The organism is Sphaerisporangium fuscum (genome assembly GCF_018531465.1).
GTDB lineage: Bacteria > Actinomycetota > Actinomycetes > Streptosporangiales > Streptosporangiaceae > Sphaerisporangium > Sphaerisporangium fuscum.
Genome location: NZ_JAHDTF010000047.1, coordinates 39,442 through 58,386 on the forward strand (window position 1 = coordinate 39,442; position 18,945 = coordinate 58,386).

Annotated in this window: 16 protein-coding genes; 13 read left to right on the forward strand and 3 right to left on the reverse strand. The window is 72.9% G+C overall.

Annotated elements, in window-relative coordinates:
* Positions 1-31: 31 nt before the first annotated feature.
* From KIK05_RS42350 to KIK05_RS42385, 8 genes are all read left to right on the forward strand, one after another.
* Positions 32-1,003, forward strand: a complete 972-nt coding sequence (locus KIK05_RS42350) for an ADP-ribosylglycohydrolase family protein (protein WP_214416561.1) — start codon at positions 32-34, stop codon at positions 1,001-1,003.
* On the forward strand, positions 1,000-2,172 hold the full coding sequence (locus tag KIK05_RS42355; RefSeq protein ID WP_214416562.1) for an ADP-ribosylglycohydrolase family protein: 1,173 nt from the start codon (positions 1,000-1,002) through the stop codon (positions 2,170-2,172). Before KIK05_RS42350 ends, KIK05_RS42355 begins: the two co-directional genes overlap by 4 nt.
* Entirely contained in the window at positions 2,169-3,524 is a 1,356-nt protein-coding gene (locus KIK05_RS42360) for an ADP-ribosylglycohydrolase family protein (protein WP_214416563.1), read from the forward strand. The genes KIK05_RS42355 and KIK05_RS42360 overlap by 4 nt, the downstream gene beginning before the upstream one ends.
* A gap of 37 nt (positions 3,525-3,561) precedes the next feature.
* Positions 3,562-4,434, forward strand: coding sequence for a ribokinase (rbsK, locus tag KIK05_RS42365; protein ID WP_214416564.1), 873 nt, complete (start codon positions 3,562-3,564; stop codon positions 4,432-4,434).
* 28 nt (positions 4,435-4,462) lie between these two features.
* The gene (locus tag KIK05_RS42370; protein ID WP_214416565.1) at positions 4,463-5,635 is read left to right on the forward strand and encodes a CaiB/BaiF CoA transferase family protein; all 1,173 of its coding nucleotides are present in this window, start codon (positions 4,463-4,465) and stop codon (positions 5,633-5,635) included.
* Positions 5,635-6,459, forward strand: coding sequence for an HpcH/HpaI aldolase/citrate lyase family protein (locus KIK05_RS42375; protein ID WP_214416566.1), 825 nt, complete (start codon positions 5,635-5,637; stop codon positions 6,457-6,459). Before KIK05_RS42370 ends, KIK05_RS42375 begins: the two co-directional genes overlap by 1 nt.
* 51 nt (positions 6,460-6,510) lie before the next feature.
* Positions 6,511-7,050 carry a YceI family protein gene (locus KIK05_RS42380; RefSeq protein WP_214416567.1) on the forward strand — a complete coding sequence of 180 codons (540 nt, stop codon included), beginning with the start codon at positions 6,511-6,513 and terminating at the stop codon, positions 7,048-7,050.
* A 93-nt stretch (positions 7,051-7,143) separates the two neighbouring features.
* Positions 7,144-9,222: a phosphocholine-specific phospholipase C gene (locus tag KIK05_RS42385; protein ID WP_214416568.1), complete on the forward strand. Its 2,079-nt coding sequence runs from the start codon at positions 7,144-7,146 to the stop codon at positions 9,220-9,222.
* 43 nt (positions 9,223-9,265) lie between these two features.
* Here KIK05_RS42385 and KIK05_RS42390 read toward each other — a convergent pair whose 3' ends face one another.
* Positions 9,266-10,789 carry an APC family permease gene (locus KIK05_RS42390; RefSeq protein WP_214416569.1) on the reverse strand — a complete coding sequence of 508 codons (1,524 nt, stop codon included), beginning with the start codon at positions 10,787-10,789 and terminating at the stop codon, positions 9,266-9,268.
* A 172-nt stretch (positions 10,790-10,961) separates the two neighbouring features.
* On the opposite strand from KIK05_RS42390, the gene KIK05_RS42395 reads away from it, so the two are divergent.
* Positions 10,962-11,978, forward strand: a complete 1,017-nt coding sequence (locus KIK05_RS42395) for a phosphotransferase enzyme family protein (protein ID WP_214416570.1) — start codon at positions 10,962-10,964, stop codon at positions 11,976-11,978.
* Positions 11,979-11,993: 15 nt separating this feature from the next.
* Here KIK05_RS42395 and KIK05_RS42400 read toward each other — a convergent pair whose 3' ends face one another.
* A complete protein-coding gene (locus tag KIK05_RS42400) occupies positions 11,994-13,214 on the reverse strand; it encodes an acyltransferase family protein (RefSeq protein ID WP_214416571.1) in 1,221 nt (406 codons plus the stop codon).
* Between the two features lie 314 nt (positions 13,215-13,528).
* Here KIK05_RS42400 and KIK05_RS42405 point away from each other — a divergent pair, with 314 nt between their 5' ends.
* From KIK05_RS42405 to KIK05_RS42420, 4 genes are all read left to right on the forward strand, one after another.
* Complete coding sequence (locus tag KIK05_RS42405; protein ID WP_250564361.1) at positions 13,529-14,308, forward strand: bestrophin-like domain; 780 nt, start codon at positions 13,529-13,531, stop codon at positions 14,306-14,308.
* Between the two features lie 1,308 nt (positions 14,309-15,616).
* A complete protein-coding gene (locus tag KIK05_RS42410; protein ID WP_214416572.1) occupies positions 15,617-16,627 on the forward strand; it encodes an aldo/keto reductase in 1,011 nt (336 codons plus the stop codon).
* A complete protein-coding gene (locus tag KIK05_RS42415; protein ID WP_214416573.1) occupies positions 16,627-17,226 on the forward strand; it encodes a TetR/AcrR family transcriptional regulator in 600 nt (199 codons plus the stop codon). The genes KIK05_RS42410 and KIK05_RS42415 overlap by 1 nt, the downstream gene beginning before the upstream one ends.
* Positions 17,227-17,342: 116 nt before the next feature.
* Positions 17,343-18,260: an NADP-dependent oxidoreductase gene (locus KIK05_RS42420; protein WP_308250366.1), complete on the forward strand. Its 918-nt coding sequence runs from the start codon at positions 17,343-17,345 to the stop codon at positions 18,258-18,260.
* A gap of 52 nt (positions 18,261-18,312) precedes the next feature.
* On the opposite strand, the gene KIK05_RS42425 is transcribed toward KIK05_RS42420, so the two are convergent.
* The gene (locus tag KIK05_RS42425; RefSeq protein WP_214416575.1) at positions 18,313-18,939 is read right to left on the reverse strand and encodes a helix-turn-helix transcriptional regulator; all 627 of its coding nucleotides are present in this window, start codon (positions 18,937-18,939) and stop codon (positions 18,313-18,315) included.
* Positions 18,940-18,945: the final 6 nt, after the last annotated feature.

Genomic DNA, 18,945 nt, shown 5'->3' on the forward strand with positions numbered 1-18,945 from the left:
GCCGCGCCGCGTCAAGGGATAGAGGAGACACATGCGATCGGGGGACAGGATCCGGGGCGCGTTCGCGGGCCTCGCGATCGGGGACGCGGCCGGCTGGCCGTCCGCGCGGCACCGGTCGGCGCTGCACGCGCCGTGGAGCAGGCGCCTGACACGCGAGCTGGACGGCTTCGCCGAAGAACACCAGGTCACCACGCTGCCGGTGCCCTTCGCGCTGAACCAGCCGGTCGAGCCGCTCGCGATCGGCCCGTCCGACGACGCCGAGTGGCTCGCCTGGACGGCGCTGACCGTCCACGAGGACCGCGCCGAGGCGTTCGGCCGCCTCGCCGGCCGCACCGACCTGCGGGTGCGCATATCGGTGCGTTCGGCGCTGGCCAACCTGGCCGCCGGCAAGCGCCCGCCGGCCAGCGGGCACGACAACCCGCACTTCTTCGACGACGCCGCGGCCGTACGGGCCGTCGCCTTCGGCGCGGTGGGAGCGGATCCCCGCCCCGACGCCGTGGTCACCAACGCCGGGGACGGCGTCCTCGCCGCCGCCGCGATCGCGGCCGCGGTCGCCGAGCTCGTCGCCGGAGCCCCCATGGCGACGGCCGTCCAGGCGGCGCTCGCCGAGCTGCCCGCCGGGACCGCCATCGGCCACGCGGCCCGCACCGCCCTGGCGGCGGCGCGTGCGGCGGGCGACCCGTTCGCGGCGGTCCCCGCCCTGGACGCGGCCCTGCTCGACCACGTCTACAGCTACGGGGTGGCGGCCGCGCAGACGGTCCCGGTGGCGCTCGCCCTCGCGGAGGTCTCCGGCGGCGCGATCGCCGCCGCCGTCTCCGCCGCCGCGTGCCTGCCCTCGCTCGCCGACTCGGCCCCCGCCCTCACCGGTGCCCTGACCGGGGCGTTCACCGGATACGACGCTCTCCCCGGAGGCTGGCGCGACTCGACGCGCACGCTCGCCGGATGCGGCCTGCCCGACCTGGCCGGAACCGATCTCATCGACATCGCTGGAGGACTTGGATGACGCCCCCCGAGGACCTGCTGACCGACAAGGCCGTCGGATGCGTGACGGGCGCGGCCGTCGGCGACGCGCTCGGCGGCGCGACCGAGGGCTGGACCCCCGAGCAGATCCAGGAACGTTACAACGGGTACGTGACGGGGATCGTCCCGCCGTACTTCGAGGACTGGCGCAACGCCCGGCCCATCGCGCCGTACCACAAGGGCGACGGCCACGTCACCGACGACACCCTGATGACGCACGCGCTGATCCGCGTGTACGAACGGGTGGGCGGCCACCTCGACGCCTACGCCGCCGCCGAGCACCTGGTGCCGGAGATGATGGGCGAGAAGCGCTGGATCCCCGAGCTGGAGGCCGAGGCGCTGCCGCTGCAGCGCGTCTTCCTCGCCGAGAAGTGGCTGGCGCTGCGGCTGCACTACGGCCACGTGGACCCGCGCGAGGCGGGGGTCGGCAACATCGTCAACTGCGGCGCCGCGATGTACATGGCGCCGGTCGGCATCGTGAACGCCGCCGACCCCGACGGCGCGTACGCCGAGGCCATCGACCTGGCGGGCGCCCACCAGTCCAGCTACGGGCGGGAGGCGGCGGGGGTGGTGGCCGCGGCCGTCGCCGAGGCCATGCGTCCCGGCGCGACGCCCGACTCGGTGGTGGCCACCTGCCTGCGGCTCGCCCGCGACGGCACACGCGCCGCGATCGAGGCCGTATGTGAGCGCGCACGCGACTTCGACCACTGGGAAGGGTCCTTCACCGCGCTGCGCCAGGCCGTCGCCCCGTACGACACGGTGGCCGAGACCTACCGCGACCAGGGGCTCGGGGCCCGGCGGCCGAGCCGCCTGCACAGCATCGAGGAGCTCCCGCTCGCGCTCGCCTTCCTCGTCATCGCGGGCGGCGACTACCGTGCCACGGTCCTCGGCGGCGTGAACTACGGCCGCGACGCCGACTCCATCGCCAGCATGGGCGGCGCGATCGCCGGGGCGCTGTCCGGCGCCAAGGGCGTGCCGTCGGAGTGGCTCGACCCGGTGGCGGAGGCCAGCCGCATCGACCTGGTGGGCCCCGGCGTGTCGATCGCCGCGGTGGCCCGCCGCGTCCACGCCGGCGACCTGGCCCGCCGCCGTGCCCACGAGGCCGCCTTCACCTCCCTCACCTGGGGCTTCTCCGGGGAATCCGGCTCATGACCGGCAGGCCGATCCGCCTGACCTGGGTTCAGCCCGAGGACCTGGTGGGGCACGAGCTGCGTCAGGCGGCGGAGGACGGGCGCGCGTCCGACGTCGGGGAAATCGCGGCGCGCTGGCACGCGGCGGGAGGGCACCACGCGCCGCCCCGGGCGGGTGCCTCGCCCGAGCCCGCCTCGCCCGAGCTGCGGCGGCTGGCCGAGCGCCTGCTGGACGAGCTGGCGGCGATCCCGTCCCCGCTTCCCGAACCCTCCGACCTCGCCGGGATCCGCGCGAGCGCCCCCGGAGGCGCGGCCACTCCCGCCGGACGTGACGCGCTCCGCGGACGCCTGCTGGGCGCCTGGCTCGGCCGTGCCGCCGGGTGCGTGCTCGGCAAGCCCGTGGAGAAGATCCCGCGCGAAGGCATCAGAGAGATCGCGCAGGCCACCGGCAACTGGCCGATCCGCGGCTGGTTCACCGCGGCGGGCCTGCCGGCGGAGGTGGCCGTGCGCTGGCCGTGGAACAGGCGCAGCGCCGTCAACTCCCTGGCCGAGAACATCGACGGCGTGCCCGAGGACGACGACCTGAACTTCCCGCTGCTCGCCCTCGCCCTCCTCGAACGCTTCGGCCGGGACTTCACCACCGCCGACGTGGCGACGATGTGGCTGGACGAACTGCCCGCCGGGCGGGTCTTCACGGCCGAGCGGGTGGCGTACCGCAACCTGCTCGACGGCGTCGAACCGCCGGGCACGGCCACCCGGCGCAACCCGTTCAGGGAGTGGATCGGCGCCCTGATCAGGGCGGACGTGTACGGCTGGGTCAATCCGGGCGATCCGCGCACGGCGGCGGAGTTCGCCTGGCGCGACGCCCGCCTCAGCCACACCGCCAACGGCCTCTACGGCGCCATGATGGTGGCCGCGATGTGCGCCTCGTCCCTGGTGGCGTCCTCGGTCGAGGAGGTCGTCGAGGCCGGGCTGTCGGTCGTGCCGACCGGATCGCGCCTGGCCCTGGCCGTACGGGACGCCGTCGCCGACGCCCGCACGGAACCCGACTTCGAGCGCGTCGTGGACCGGCTGTACGAGCGGCACGGCCGCCTGCACTGGGTCCACACGATCAACAACGCCGCCCTCGTCGCGGCGGCCCTGACCCACGGCCGAGGGGACTTCACCGCCTCGATCGCCGGTGCCGTCGCCGCCGGATGGGACACCGACTCCGCCGGGGCCACGGTGGGCTCCATCGTGGGCGGCCTGCTCGGCGCCTCCGGTGTCCCGCGCCAATGGACGATGGCGAACCGGCTGGCCAGCAGCCTGCGGGGCTTCGACGGCGTCGGCTTCGACACCCTGACCGACCGCACGCTGGCCCTCGTGGCGGCATGATCACGGTGGACGGCGACGGCAGGGGAGAGGACGGACAATGATCTCGGTATTCGGCAGCGCGAACATGGACCTGGTGGCCTACACCGCGGTCGCCCCCAGACGCGGTGAGACGGTCACCGGACGGGCCTTCGCCACGGTCCCCGGAGGCAAGGGCGCCAACCAGGCGATCGCCGCCGCCCGGGCCGGGGCGGAGGTGGCGTTCGTCGGCGCGGTCGGCGACGACGCCTTCGGGCCGGTCGTGCGCGACACCCTGGAGGAAGCGGGCGTCGACGCGGGCCGCCTGCGCGTCGTGCCCGGCTCCTCCGGCATCGCCCACATCGTCGTCGACGACGAGGGCGGCAACTCGATCATCGTGATCCCCGGCGCGAACGGCACGGTGATCGGCCCCACGCCGGAGGACGTGGCCGTCATCGCCCGATCCGACGCCCTGCTGCTCCAGCTGGAGTTGCCCATGGAGGCCGTGGTCGCCGCCGCCCGCGCGGCGACGGTCCCCGTCGTCCTCACCCCGGCCCCCGCCCGTGAGCTGCCGCCCGAACTGCTGGAGGCGGTCGACCTCATCGTCCCCAACGAGCACGAGGCCGAGACCATCACCGGCCTCGCCGACCCCGGCGAGGCGCTGAAGGCGCTGCTCGACCTCGTCCCCGAGGCGGTGATCACCCTCGGCTCGCGGGGAGCGGTGTACGGCTCGAGGGCCGGGGAGAGGATCCACGTGCCCGCCGTGCCGGTGAAGGCGGTCGACACGACCGCCGCGGGCGACACCTTCGTCGGCGCGCTCGCCGTGGCCCGCGCCGAGGGCAGACCTTGGCCGGAGGCCCTGCGCTTCGCCACGGCGGCCGCCGCCCTGTCCGTCCAGCGTCAGGGCGCCAGCACGTCCATGCCCACCCGGCCCGAGATCGACGCCGCCCTGTGACGGCTCCCACCACCTGGAGGAACACCCCATGAAAGCCCTGGAGGGCGTCCGTGTGCTGGACCTCGCGACGCTGTTCGCCGGTCCGATGGCGGCGATGCTGCTCGGTGACTTCGGAGCCGAGGTCATCAAGGTGGAGCACCCCGCCAAACCGGACCCCTCCCGGGGACACGGGCCCGGGGGGCTGTGGTGGAAGATGCTCGGCCGCAACAAGCGGACCATCACGCTCAACCTCTCCACCACCGAGGGCCAGGACCTGCTGGTCGCGCTCGCCCGCGACGCCGACGTCGTCATCGAGAACTTCCGGCCGGGCACCCTGGAGCGCTGGAACCTCTCCTACGACCGGCTCCGCGAGGCCAACCCTCGCCTGGTGCTGGCCCGCGTGACCGGTTTCGGGCAGTTCGGCCCGTACGCCCGGCGGCCGGGGTTCGGGACGCTCGCCGAGGCGATGAGCGGGTTCGCGGCGATGACCGGCGAGCCGGACGGCCCCCCGACGCTCCCGCCGTTCGGCCTGGCGGACGGCATCTGCGCGCTCGCCACGTCGTACGCGGTGATGGCCGCGCTCCGGGCGCGTGAATCCACCGGCGCGGGGCAGGTGGTCGACATGTCGATCATCGAGCCGATCCTCACCGTGCTCGGCGCCCAGCCGACCATCTACGACCAACTCGGCGTGGTGCCCCCGCGCACCGGCAACCGTTCGGTGAACAACGCCCCGCGCAACACCTACCGCTGCGCCGACGGCTCCTGGGTGGCGGTCTCCACCTCCGCCCAGAACATCGCCGAACGCGTCATGCGCCTGGTCGGACGGCCCGAATACATCTCCGAGCCGTGGTTCGCCACCGGCGCCGGACGCGTCGAGCACGCCGACGAACTCGACCAGGCCGTCGCCGCGTGGGTCGGGGCGCACACGCGCGAGGAGGTGCTGGCCGCGTTCGAGGAGGCGCAGGCCGCGGTGGCGCCGATCTACGACGTGCGCGACGTCCTGACCGACCCGCAGCTCACCGCCCTGGACGCCGTCACCACCGTCCAGGACCCCGAGCTCGGGCCGCTGCGGATGCAGAACGTCATGTTCCGCCTGTCCGGCACGCCCGGCGAGATCCGCTGGACCGGCCGCCCGCACGGCGCCGACACCGCCGACGTCCTCACCGGCCTGGGCCTTTCCGGCGCCGACATCGAGGCCCTGCGCGAGAAGGGGGTCATCTGATGCTGACCTACCTGTACGCGCCCGCCGACAGGCCCGCGCTGGTCGCCAAGGCGCTCGCCGGGCCCGCCGACGTCGTGATCGTCGACCTCGAGGACGCCGTGGCGCCGGACAACAAGGCCGCCGCCCGCGCCGAGGTCGTCGCGCTGCTCGCCTCGCCCCAGCCGCGCGTCCAGATCCGAATCAACGACGTGCGCACCGCCTGCGGGCAGGCCGACATGCACGCCCTCGGGGCGCTGTGCGCCGGCACGGCGGGCATCCGGGTGCCGAAGGCCGAGTCGGCGGAGGAGATCCGGGAGATCGCGCGGGCCGTCCCCGGCGTCGGCCTGCACCCGCTGATCGAGTCGGCTCTCGGGCTCGAACGCGCCTACGAGATCGCCTCGGCCGACCCGGCCGTGGCGAGCGTCGGGCTGGGGGAGGCCGACCTGCGGGCGGACCTGGGCGTGAGCGACGACGCCGGGCTGATGTGGGCGCGGTCCCGCGTCGTGGTCGCCGCCCGCGCCGCCGGCCTGCCCGCCCCGGCCCAGTCGGTCTACACCGACTTCCGCGACCTGGAGGGGCTGGCCGAGTCGTGCCGCGTGGGACGGGCGATGGGCTTTCGCGGCCGGGCCGCCATCCACCCGGCCCAGCTCCCGGTCATCGAGGCCGCCTACCGTCCCACCGAGGAGGAGGTCGCGGCGGCGAACGAGGTCGTGGCGGCGGCCGGCGTCGGGGCCGTGGCCCTGCCGGACGGCCGCTTCGTCGACGAGGCCGTCGTCCGCCAGGCCAGAGCGGTCCTCACCGACGCCGTCCGCGCCCCCGGCGTCACCCCGGCGGGCAACCCCTAGTGCCCGCGCGCCCCTCCAGGCGGTCACGGGGGCGGGGATTAGCCTGGAGGGGTGGAGTACACCTTCGGTCCGGAGTCCGGTCTGCTTCTGGTGAGGACCACGCGCACGGGGCTCGGCGCCAAGGCCGGGCACGATCTGACGATCGAGGTCACGCGGTGGCAGGGCCGGGCCGAGATCGATCCCGGCGACGCCGCGGCCTGTTCCCTGGTCGTCGAGGCCGACGCCCGGTCGCTCACGGTCCGGGAGGGCACGGGAGGCGTCAAGCCGCTCACCGACAGGGACCGCGCGGACATCGGCGGGAACATCCGCCAGAAGGTCCTGCACACCGACCGGCACCCCACCATCATCTTCCGCTCGGTCCGCGTGGCGGGCACGGCCGAGTCGTTCCAGGTCGAGGGCGACCTGACGATCGCGGGCGTCACCCAGCCGCTCACGGTGACCGGCCGGATGAGCGACGGCCGGGTCCAGGGATCGGCGACCGTCACCCAGACGCGGTGGGGCATCAAGCCGTACTCGGCGTTCTTCGGCGCGCTCAGGCTCGACGACGACGTCGAGGTGGAGTTCGACGTCACCCTCACCCCCCGCCCATGAAACGTCACCGGGGGGCAACCTTGCGATAAGCGGGTGGATCACCGCCGCTGGCACGATCTGCGGCGTCCTGCTCCACTCACCGGAAGAGTTTCCATGTCGCACGGACCCTCACGCCGCAGGTTTCTGGCGCTCGGCGCCGGAGCCGTCGGCGGTGCCGCCGCCGCATCCCTCCTACCTCCCTCCGTCCACGCGGCCCTGGCCATGCCCGCGCCCAAGGGCGGGCTGTCCGCCATCAAGCACGTCGTGTTCCTGATGCAGGAGAACCGGTCGTTCGACCACTATTTCGGGACCCTGCGCGGCGTACGCGGGTTCGGGGACCGCAACGCGATCACCCTCCCGTCCGGGAGACCGGTGTTCGAGCAGCCGGCCGGTTCGGCGGCGGTGCTGCCCTTCCCCGTGAAGGACGCGGCCGCGCACGTCGGCAAGGACCTGCAGTGGATCTCCGCGCTGCCGCACGGCTGGGACGACGGTCAGCAGGCCGCCGCCAAGGGGTGGCACGACGGGTGGGTCGCCGCCAAGAGTTCCGCGACGATGACGTACTACCAGCGGCAGGACATCCCCCTGCAGTACGAGCTGGCCGACACCTTCACCGTCTGCGACCACTACCACTGCTCGGTGCTCTCCTCCACGAGCCCCAACCGGAATTACCACGTCAGCGGGCACACCGGCTACGAGCCCGGCACGACCAGGCGGGCCGTGGACAACTCCGCCTACGCCGAGGACACCCACGCGGGATACACCTGGTCGAACGCCGGGGAGATCCTGGAGGCCGCCGGCCACTCGTGGAAGGTGTACCAGGAGTGGGACAACTACGAGGACAACAACCTCGAGTTCTTCGCCCGCTTCCGGCAGATCGCCCGGGCGGCGCTGCAGGGTGACCACCGGAGCCTCGACTCCTTCTACTCGGCCCTCGCCAAGGCGTCCCCCGCGGACCAGGAGCGGATGCTCGCGCGCCTGGAGGAGGGCGTGGCCAGGCTGAGCCCGCAGGACCGGTCGCTGTACGACCGGGCGCTGCGCCGCGGGCGTCCGGAGACGCTGGCCGCGTCCTTCCGCGCCGACGTCGAATCGGGCAGGCTGCCCAAGGTCAGCTACATCGTGCCGTCGGCGGCCGACTCCGAGCACCCCAGCGCGTCCTCACCGATCCAGAGCGCGCGGATCACCTACGACATCCTCGACGCCATCGCCTCAACCCCCGAGGTCTGGCGGTCCACCGCGCTGTTCGTCACCTATGACGAGAACGACGGTTTCTTCGATCACGTGCCGCCGCCGCTGCCGCCCGCGGACCAGGCCGACGACCACTACGACGGGCGTCCGATAGGCCTCGGCATGCGGGTCCCGATGATCGTGGTCTCCCCGTGGACCGTGGGCGGCTACGTCTGCTCGCAGATCTTCGACCACAGCTCCACCGTCCGCTTCCTGGAGAGGTGGCTGGGCGTCCGCTTCCCCGACATCACCCGCTGGCGCCGGACCGTCGCCGGCGACCTGACCTCGGCGTTCGACTTCACCGCCAGCGGCCCGCGGCCCACGCCGGCCGAGCCCGCCGAGGTCCCCGCGTTCACCGGCCGCTGGCGTCCCGCCCCACCGGCCGACCAGCGGATGCCCGTGCAGGAGGAGGGCTCGCGCCCGGCCAGGCCGCTGCCGTACCAGCCGGACGGCTGGGGCGTCGTCGAGGCGGGGAGGCTGAAGCTCACACTGGCCAACACCGGCACCGAAAGCGTCCATATGGCGATCTATCCGTACGCGGGGGAGTTCACCGTGCCCGTCCACGTGGACGTCCTCGGCTCCGCCACCGTCGAGGCGCCGGTCCCGAACGGCTCCTACAACCTCACGCTGACCGGCCCCAACGGCTTCCGCCGCGAGTTCGCGGGCACGCTGTCCGGGGCGGCCGCGGGTGTCAGGGTGGAATCGGAGGTCGAGGGCAGGCGGCAGAGCCTCAGGCTGACGGTGACCAACGGCGGCGACCGCGCGGTCGAGCTGCGGATCGCCCCGCTGGCCTACGGCGGGGACGAGCGGACGTTCACCCTCGGACCCGGCCATCGCCGGCACGTGACCTGGCACTGCCGGGAGGGGCAGGGCTGGTACGACCTGCGGGTGACCTGCGAGCAGGACCCGTCGTACGTGCGGCGCCTGATGGGGCACATCGAGAACGGCCGCCCGAGCGTCACCGGGTGAGCCTGTGTGCCGGCCCGCCCGTACGGCGGGCCGGCACCGGTGGTCACTCCCGCTCGACGGTGTCCTCGAGCACGATGCGGCCGATGATGTCGTACTTCACCGGGTTCCTCGCCCGCAGGTACAGCGCCAGGCCCGCCCCGGCCGCGGCGACGGCCAGCACGATCCACGGGATGAGCCGGAAGAGCAGGGTCCTGGAGGCCTCCCCGGCGGCGGCCTCCTGGTTCTGGAACAGCAGGAACACCACATACAGCATCGCGAGCCCGCCGGCGAGCGGCGCCGCCAGCGTTCGCCAGAAGTTCGCGGTCTCCGGATGCCTCCCACGCAGGTGGAAGTAGCCGATGACCGAGAAGGAGCACATCGACTGCACGATCAGGATCGCCAGCGTGCCGAGCACCGCGAGCAGCGTGTACATGTGGATGTAGGGGTCCATGCCGGCGAAGAAGAACGCCAGCACCAGCACGACCGAGATCCCCGTCTGCACGAAGCCCGCGACGTGCGGGGAGCCGTGCCGGGGGTGGGTGCGGCCGATGGTGCGGGCCGTGCCGGGCACGAGGTCCTCGCGGCCGATGGCGTACAGGTAGCGCGAGGCGCAGTTGTGGAACGCCATGGAGCAGGCGAACGACCCGGTCAGGATGAGGATCTTGAACAGGTCGACGGCCCACACGCCCACCAGGTCCCTGGTCGGGTCGAAGAACACCCCGGCGAACTCCTTGGCCGCGATCGCGGGGGCCTTCGCGCCGCTCGCCGCCACGGTCATCCAGGACACGAACGTGTAGAACAGGCCGATCCCGACGACGGACACCAGGGTCGCCCGCGGGACGATCCTCTTCGGATCACGGGACTCCTCGCCGTACATCGCGGTCGACTCGAAGCCCACCCACGACCAGAAGCACATGAACAGCCCGAGCCCCACCGCTCCGGTGGCCAGGCCGCTGGTCCTGAAGGCGTTCACCGGGTTCAGCGAGCCGGCCATCAGCCCGTCGGGGCCGCCGCCGTGCAGCAGCGTCACCGTCGCCGTCAGGCCCAGCATGAGGATCTCGCTGACGAGGAAGACGCCGAGGACCTTGGCCGTGAGGTTGACGTCGAAGTACGTCAGCACCGCGTTCAGCCCCAGGGCCAGGAAGGCGAACCACAGCCAGTGGACGTCCACGCCCGCCAGGGTCTTGAAGGTGTCGTTGGCCGAGTAGGCGAAGAAGCCGATGATCGAGGCCTCGAACACCACGTACGCCATGGACGCGAGCAGCCCGGCCACCATGCCCGCCACCTGGCCGAGGCCGTGGGAGATGTAGCCGTAGAACGCGCCGGCGGAGGTGATGTGCTTCGCCATCGCCACGTAACCCACCGAGAAGACGGTGAGGACGATGGTCGCCACGAGGTAGCCCGCGGGGACGCCGAGGCCGTTGCCGAAGCCCAGGGCGATCGGGACGTTGCCCGTCATGGCCGTGATGGGGGCGGCGGTGGCGACCGCCATGAAGATCACGCCGATCAGGCCGACGGCGTCCTTGCGGAGCCGGTCGACCCCGGGAGCCGCCGGGGGAGTCGTCGTGGGGTGGTCGGTGGTACTCAAATCCGCGCCCTTCAGATATGCGAGCTGAAGTGGGCAGATGCTGTCATTTATCGGCTCTTACAGGCAATAGCATTCGAATTTCCGAATCTCACAGGGTGTTAAACCGGCGTCGTGCGTCACCGAGGTGCGGGAAGATCGAGGGGGCCATCGGGTGGCGAGCGGAGGAGGGCAGATGCGGCTTCACGACCTGTCGGGCGGCGACGCCGTGCTCGGCCGGGTCGAGCGGGTCGCCCGCCGCGCGCTCGGCCGCTACGACCTCGCCCCGGACGCCGAGGTCAAGCTGATCAACGTCTCCGAGAACGCCACCTTCCTCGTCACCGGCGCGGGCGCCCGCACGATCCTGCGGGTCCACCGGCTCGGCTACCACTCGCCCGAGGCGATCGCCTCCGAGCTCGACTGGCTCACGGCGCTGCGCGATGAGGCGGGTGTGCGCACCCCGGCCGTGCTGCCCGCCGTGGACGGATCGAGGATCGTCACCGTGGAGGACCCCGGCTCGCCACCGCGCACGTGCGTGATGTTCGAGCACGTCCCGGGGGTCGAGCCCGCGGAGGACCGCCTGGTGGAGCACTTCGGCCCGCTCGGCGCGATCACCGCCCGCATGCACCTGCACGCCCGCTCCTGGCGGCGGCCCGCCGCGTTCACCCGGTTCCACTGGGACGAGGACGCAGCGTTCGGCCCGGCGCCCAGGTGGGGGAGATGGCAGGACGGCGCCGGCGTCGGCCGCGAGGCGCACGCCGTGCTGTCCAGGCTGGAGGCGGTCCTGCGCGACCGGCTCGCCCGCGTCGGCAAGGGAGGCCGGCACTACGGCCTGATCCACGCCGACCTGCGCACCGCCAACCTCCTCGTCGACGACGCCGCGGGCACCACGGTGATCGACTTCGACGACTGCGGCCTCGGGTGGTACCTGTACGACCTCGCGGCCGCCCTGAGCTTCATCGAGCACCACCCCCGGGTCCCCGAGATGATCGACTCCTGGGTGCGCGGCTACCGCAGCGTCCTCGGCCTGACCCGAGAGGAGGAGGACGAGATCTGGACCTTCGTCATGTTCCGCAGGCTGCTGCTGGTGGCCTGGATCGGATCCCACCCGGCCGTGGAGATCGCCCGGGAACTGGGCGCGGGCTACACCGAGGGAACCTGTGAGCTGGCCGAACGCTACCTCGGCCGGCCGCCGCGCTCCTCCTGGCGTTAGCGGACACCGGCCGGCTCACCTCACGAGGCCCGCCGGCCCGGCGGTGGCCAGGTGGAGCAGGTGTTCCAGAGGACCCCGGCGGAAGAAGCGTGACCAGATCACCGCGAACGCCGTGGTCAGCACCACCATGGCGGCGAGCACCGCCACGGGCGACCCGAGCAGCCCCTCGGCGTCCACGAACCTGACGATCAGGATGTGGGCGACGTAGGCGCTGAGGGACATCGTGCCGAGGGCGGTCACCGGGCGGGCGATCCGGCGCAGGCGCGGGAACGCGGACAGCGCCGACAGGGCGGCCACGATGACCAGGACCGCCACGCCGATGTTGCCGGCCTGCTCGAACGTCGTCCCGCTGTGCGGTGAGGCCACCAGCAGCCGCTCCACGAGCGAGCCCTCGTGGTCCGCGGCGGACACCGGCCCCTGGCCCGAGGAGGCCCGCGGGATGGTGGTGTGCAGGTCGGTGAACACGTGCAGCACCAGCCACGAGCCGCCGTACCCCACCGCCGTCAGCGCCGCCCCGAGGACGGCCAGCCGGCCCCGCACCCGCCCGCTCTCGAGCTCCGCGCGGCCGAGCGCCATGCCGGTGAACACGTACGACATCCAGGTGACCGCCGGGTAGGCGCCCACGAGCACCAGGTCGATGAACCCGCGGCCGTCCAGCATGTTGACGGGGTCGTGCTCGGCGAAGGCGTCCAGCCACGACCCGGGGAGGATCGCCGGCGCGAACGTCAGGAACGGCCCCACCAGCGCGGCGACCGCCGCGGCGGCCGACAGCGTCCTCGCGCGACGTCTCAGCAGGGGGAGGGCCAGCAGGAAGTAGACGCCGTAGTAGGGGATGATCACCGAGATGTGGGTGCCGAGCATCGTGAGCCCCGTCCCGGCGATGATCAGGATCACCGCCCGCAGCGCGAGGCGCACCGTGACCCGGCGTCCCTCGCCGCCGGTCCTCGGCCGCGCCCGCCCGCTGACCAGCACCAGGGACAGGCCCGCGAGCGTGGCGAACAGCGCCGACGAACGTCCCTGGCAGGCCGAAAGCAGCACGGCCGGGAAACCGCCGACGCTCTCCGGATCGGGACCGAGGTGGACGGTGAACATGCCGAACACCGCGAGCGCGCGGGCCAGGTCCACCCCGTCCAGCCGCCCGCCGGACGGCTGGACGGGCGCTCGCGGACCCGCTGGGAGCGGCTCGGACGTCCCGGGGTCCCGCACCGGGTCGAGCGGGAGGTTGGTGTCGGTCACGGAACCAAGGATCTTAGGACTTCCTGTGCGCTTCCATCAGGTATTTCGTGAAGCGGCGAATGCCGGGGCCGATCGCGGCGGGAGGGCCGCCGGGGCGGGCGGGTGGCGGCGACTTCACGGCCGCCGGGGCGGCCGTCCCCGAGGGTCTGATGTCGCGGCGGACGGATCTCCTTCGAGGGCCGGAGAAGCGCCGCCGCCGGCGGAGAATCCTCTCGGACATCAGAACAATTGCAGCTTGCACTGATTACCTAATGTGATAGCTATGTGACGGCATGCGATCGGTAAAGGGCCGAACGTCATGCCAAAACACAGCTATGGAGACGGACATGCTGGTCTGCCTGCTCGCCATCGCCGCGGCGGTCGGCGTCGTGGCGCTCGCCGCCTTTCTGTTCCGCAGGCTCGTCGAGGGCACCGATGACCACGCGCCGAACGGTCCCACCGCCAACTACGCAGGGTCGATGCTCTCGTCCCTGTTCCTTCTGGTCTTCGCCATCGCCATCGTCGTGCCCTGGACCACGGCCGACGCCGCCCGGCAGAACACCAACGCCGAGAGCCAGGCGGCCGTCGAAGCCTACTGGTCGGCTTCACGGCTCCCCGCCCCCGCCGGCGCCCAGGTGCAGCAGCAGGTGCGCGATTACGTCGGATTCGTGGTCCACAAGGAGTGGCCGCTCATGGCCTCCGGACAGCTCAGCCCCGAAGGCGGCTCCCGGCTGGACGCGCTGCGCAATCAGGTGGCGGGGCTCACGGTGACCGGTGACGACGCCAAGGCCGCCAAGAGCGACCTGCTCGACGACATGAAGGACATCTCGGCCGCCCGCAGGCAGCGAGAGGCCGACGCCCGGGCACAGCCTCCCGCGGGCGTGCTGCCGCTGGCGATATTCACCGGCCTCACGGTCATCCTCTTCCCGTTCCTCGCCGGCGCCCGGCCTCGCGGCAACGCCCTGGTGCCGCTGACCTTGATGGCGGCACTGCTCGGGTTCGGCATCTACCTGGCCTGGCACATCACCCACGTCTTCGACAGCGGGCTGTCGGTCGGCCCCGACGCCTTCCAGACGGCACTGTCGGAGTTCCAGCGGATCCCCTGGAGCGGCTGACCGTGATCGTCTCGCGCATGACGGTGATACTGGCCGGTTCTCTCACCGGCCTCCCTCTCGTAGGTCTCATGGGCGACCTGCCGCAACCCGCGTCACCCCCCACCCTCACTCGGGCACCCTCCACCCCCGCCCCCACCGTCCCCGGCGAGGTCGTCCCCGGCTCCGTCGCACCGGTCGGCCCGGCTGCCGGACCTCGGCAAGCAGAGCCCCCCACCGAGCAGCCCGCCACCTCCTCGCCACGCGGCGACGACCGGCCGAGAGCCCGGAACGAACTTCCCACCCGGCTCCGCCCGACAACGGCACCACTCTCTGAGGTGCTGTCGGCTCAGGTTCGTGCGGGGGTGTCCGGTGCTTCCTCGGTGCGCGGTGGTGGTGGGTCCGAGGAGGGGGTGTCCGCTCAGGTCCAGGCCAGGGTGCCGGGTTCTTCCGGCGCTGGTGGGTCGCTCGGGGCCGGCGGGGTGCTTCCGGGGGTCGTTCGTGCCGGGGCGGGTGTGCGGGCGGGGGGTTCCAGCCCAGGTCTGCTGGGCCTCGATCCCGAGGTCAAGGTGTGCGTCGAGGCCGACGTGCTGGTGAAGCTGCGGGTCGGCATCACCATCGGAGGGCAGCCCCCGGCCTGCCCACAGGCCGCCGCCCCGCCGGAACCGGCACCGGTGCCGACGACGCCCGTTCCCACGCCGCCCGCAGCCGTGCCCCGCCCGACGCCGCCCGCACCCGCGCCTCGCCCGACGCCGCCTGCGGCCGCACCGCTGCCGACGCCGGCCGTGCCCACGCCGCCTCCGCCCGCCACCTCGCCCGCACCGGTTCCCCGTCCGTCGGCGCCCGGTTCACGGCCGTCCTCGTTTCCGCGGCCGGGAACGTCCGTGCGGGCCGCGGCCCCGGCCGTACCTTCCCAGAAGCCCCCGGCGCCGCCCACACCGGTCGCCGTGCCCCGCCCGCCGGCATCCGTGATCACGCCGAACCCTGCGCCGCCTCGGCTGCTGCGAGACAATCATGCTGTGGCGCGGCTCCCGCGCCGCCGCAATCCGATGGGCACCATCATGTTCGTCGTGATCCTCTCCCTGACCGTCGCCCTGGTCGCCGGCATGGCCTTCGCGACCATCCGGTAGCGGGGGGAACAGGTCCCGCGCAAGAGGATCCGACCTTCGTTCTCCCGATCGAGCAGCACGGCCGGGCCTCGACAGGCTGTCCAGCGCGGCCGGCCCGTTCTTCCGGTCGAGGACCGCTGGGGCACGGACGTGCTGCCCGGGTTGGCGGCGGTGGCAAGTTACAAGTTTTGACATCTGTTACCAACGCGCTTAGCGTTCTCGTATGGAGCAGAGAACACTCGGCGCCGATGTCCGTGTGGGGGCGGTCGGGCTCGGCTGTGCGGGCATGTCCGGCGCGTACGGACACAGCGCCGACGAGCAGAGCATCGCGACACTTCGCAGCGCGCTCGACGCCGGGATCACGTTCATCGACACCGCCGACCACTACGGGATGGGCCACAACGAGACGCTCATCGGGCAGGCGCTGCGACCCGCCGCTCGCGACCGCGCCGTGGTGAGCGTGAAGTTCGGCGCGCTGTTCGGTGTGGACGGCAGCGTGCGAGGCGTCAACGGCCGGCCCGACGCGATCCCGAACTTCCTGGGCTACTCACTGCAGCGGCTGGGCACCGACTACGTGGACATCTACCGTCCGGCCCGGCTGGACCCCGCCGTCGCGATCGAGGAAACCGTCGGCGCCATCGCCGAGATGGTGCAGAAGGGCTACGTGCGCGGCATCGGGCTGTCCGAGGTCGGCGCCGAGACGATCCGCCGCGCCCACGCCGTGCACCCGATCACGGACGTCCAGATCGAATACTCGCTGTTCAGCCGCAGCGTCGAGGACGAGATCCTGCCCACCTGCCGCGAGCTGGGCATCGGCATCACCGCCTACGGGGTGCTCGCCCAAGGAATGCTGACCGGGACGTGGCAACCGTCCGCCGGCGACGCGCGGCATCGCGGGCACCTGCCCCGCTTCGCCGCCGGCAACATCACGACCAACCTCGCGTTGGTCGAACGGCTGCGGAAGATCGCCACCGCTCGCGGCGCCACGGTCGCACAGCTCGCCATCGCCTGGGTGCTCGCGCAGGGGCGCGAGCACCGCGACATCGTCGCGCTGGTCGGGGCCGGCCGGCCGTCCCGCATCGCCGAGACGGTGGACGCCGCCGGCCTGCGGCTGACCGAGGACGACCTGGACGCGATCGAGCGGGCCGTCCCGCGAGGGGCGGTCGCCGGAGAACGCTATGCCCCCTCCCTGCTCGCGCTCCTGGACAGCGAGCGAACAGGAGGCAGGCACTGATGCCCGCCCGAACCCCGCTGGACGCGGACACCATCCTGGCGGCCACCGAGGAGATCCTGCGCCGCCACGGACCGGACAAGGCGACCGTCGTCGACGTCGCCCGGGCACTCGGGGTCAGCCACGCCGCCGTCTACAAGCACTTCGCCTCCAAGCAGGCGCTACGCGAGGCCGTGACCCGGCGCTGGCTCGACCGCAACCGCGACACCCTCGCCGTCATCGCCGCCGACCGTACGGTCCCGCCGGCGCGACGACTGCGTGCCTGGCTGCACGCCGTCCTGGCCCTGAAGCAGGCCAAGATCCGCGAGGACCCGGAGCTGTTCGCCGCCTACGGCATCCTCGCGGCCGCGCACAGCAGCGTCGCCACCGACCACGTCGCCGACCTCCTGGGCCAGCTGGCGGCCATCATCGCCGACGGCGCCGCCGACGGCGGCTTCCGCACCGACGACGCGGAGGCCACCGCCCGGGTGGTCTTCCGCGCCACCGCCAAGTACAACCACCTCGCCCATGCCGCCGAATGGCAGAACCCCGGCATCGGCGCCGAGCTCGACGAGGTGTGCAGCTTGCTGCTGGAGGGTCTCCGGGCCCCCGCATCGCCATAGCCGGATCGGTACGGCACAGCCGCGGCCGACGTCGGCGGCGCGGTCAGTACTGCCCGTCACCACCCGGGCAGCAGACGAACAAGGAGTGACGAAGGACCGTGGTTCGAGCAATCGGAGTGACACGACCAGGCGGACCGGATGCCCTCGAGGAGCTCGACCTGGCTGCGGAACCGATCGGTCCCGGTCAGGTCAGGATCCGGGTCAGCAGCGCCACGGTGAACCCGGCCGACGCGATGGTCCGTTCACGTCCGCGAAAGGATGAGGCGGACGTGGTGCGGGTGCCGGGCATGGAGGTCGCCGGCGTGATCACCGACATCGGCCCCGCCGTCGACCGGGGGTTCACGATCGGGGACGCCGTCATGGCCATCGTGGTGCCCTCGGGCGAGCACGGCGGCTACCGGGCGGACCTGGTCGTGCCGGCACGGTCGGTGGCGAAGATCCCGGCCGGGCTCTCGGACGTCCAGGCCGCCACCATCCCGATGAACGGGCTCACCGCCCGGCTCGCGCTCGACACGCTGGCGCTCCCGGCCGGCGCGACGGTCGCCGTCACCGGCGCCGCCGGCACCCTCGGCGGATACTTCGTCCAGCTCGCCAAGCAGGCCGGGCTGGTCGTCGTCGCCGACGCCGCCCGGCAGGACGAGACCTTCGTCCGCGACTGCGGAGCCGACGAGGTCGTGCCGCGGGGGGACGACTTCGCCGCGATGGTCCGCCGTCACCATCCCGGCGGCGTCGACGGGCTCCTCGACGCCGCCGCGCTGGAGGCGGCCGCGCTCCCGGCCGTCAAGGACGGCGGCACGGTCGTCACCGTGCGCGGCTACCGGGGCGACGGGACCGACCGGGTCCGCGTCGCCCCGATCTTCGTCCGCGACTACGCCGAGGCCGCAGCCGAGCTCGACCGGCTCGCCGAACTCGCCGGCGATGGACGGCTCACCGTCCGCGTGGCCGGCCGACTGCCCGCCTCCCGAGCCGCCGAAGCGCACCGCTCGCTCGGACGACGCGGCATTCGCGGGCGCTTCGTCCTGCGGTTCGACTGACCGATCCCCGAACGGCTCAACGCTCGAAACGCCGACCCGGCCGCCCGCGGTGTCAGGGTCTCCGGGACAGGTTCAGGGCGAGCTGGAACCGGCTGCGTGCCGAGTATCGGTCCATGAGGGTTCGAACGGTCGCCGCGACGGTCCGCTCGCTGATCCCGAGGCGGCGGGCGACGGCCGTGTCCGTCCAGCCCTCGGCCAGCAGCGCCACCACCTCCTGCTCGCGGGTGGACAACGGGGGCGGCGGGGCGGTGGACCAGTGGTGGTCGAACAGCGCGATCAGCCCGGTCACCAGGGGCCGGGACCAGATCTCCAGGTAGCCGCCCTCAGGGTCGTCCCGGTCGGCGGGCAGCAGGGCCACCCGGCGGTCGAGCACCGTGAGCGAGGTGGGAAGAGCGGCCACCCGCCGGTGGTCGCCGTCGAGCACGGTGAGGTCGTCGGAGGTCACGGCCGGTGTGGCGGCCCCGATCGGTGCCATCGTACGGAGGAGGACTCCGCGAGCCCGGCGCCTCCTCGCGGCCGGCAGCTCCCGCTGGACCGCCTCGTCGTCCACGGTCATGGCGTCGTACATGGCCAGATGCTCGTGCCGGGTCCGAGACAGCAGCTCCTGCACCCGCGCGGCCGCGTGACGGGCGGAGATCCGCTGCACCTGAGGTACCCGCAGGTCGGCTGGAAGGAGCACGGCGCC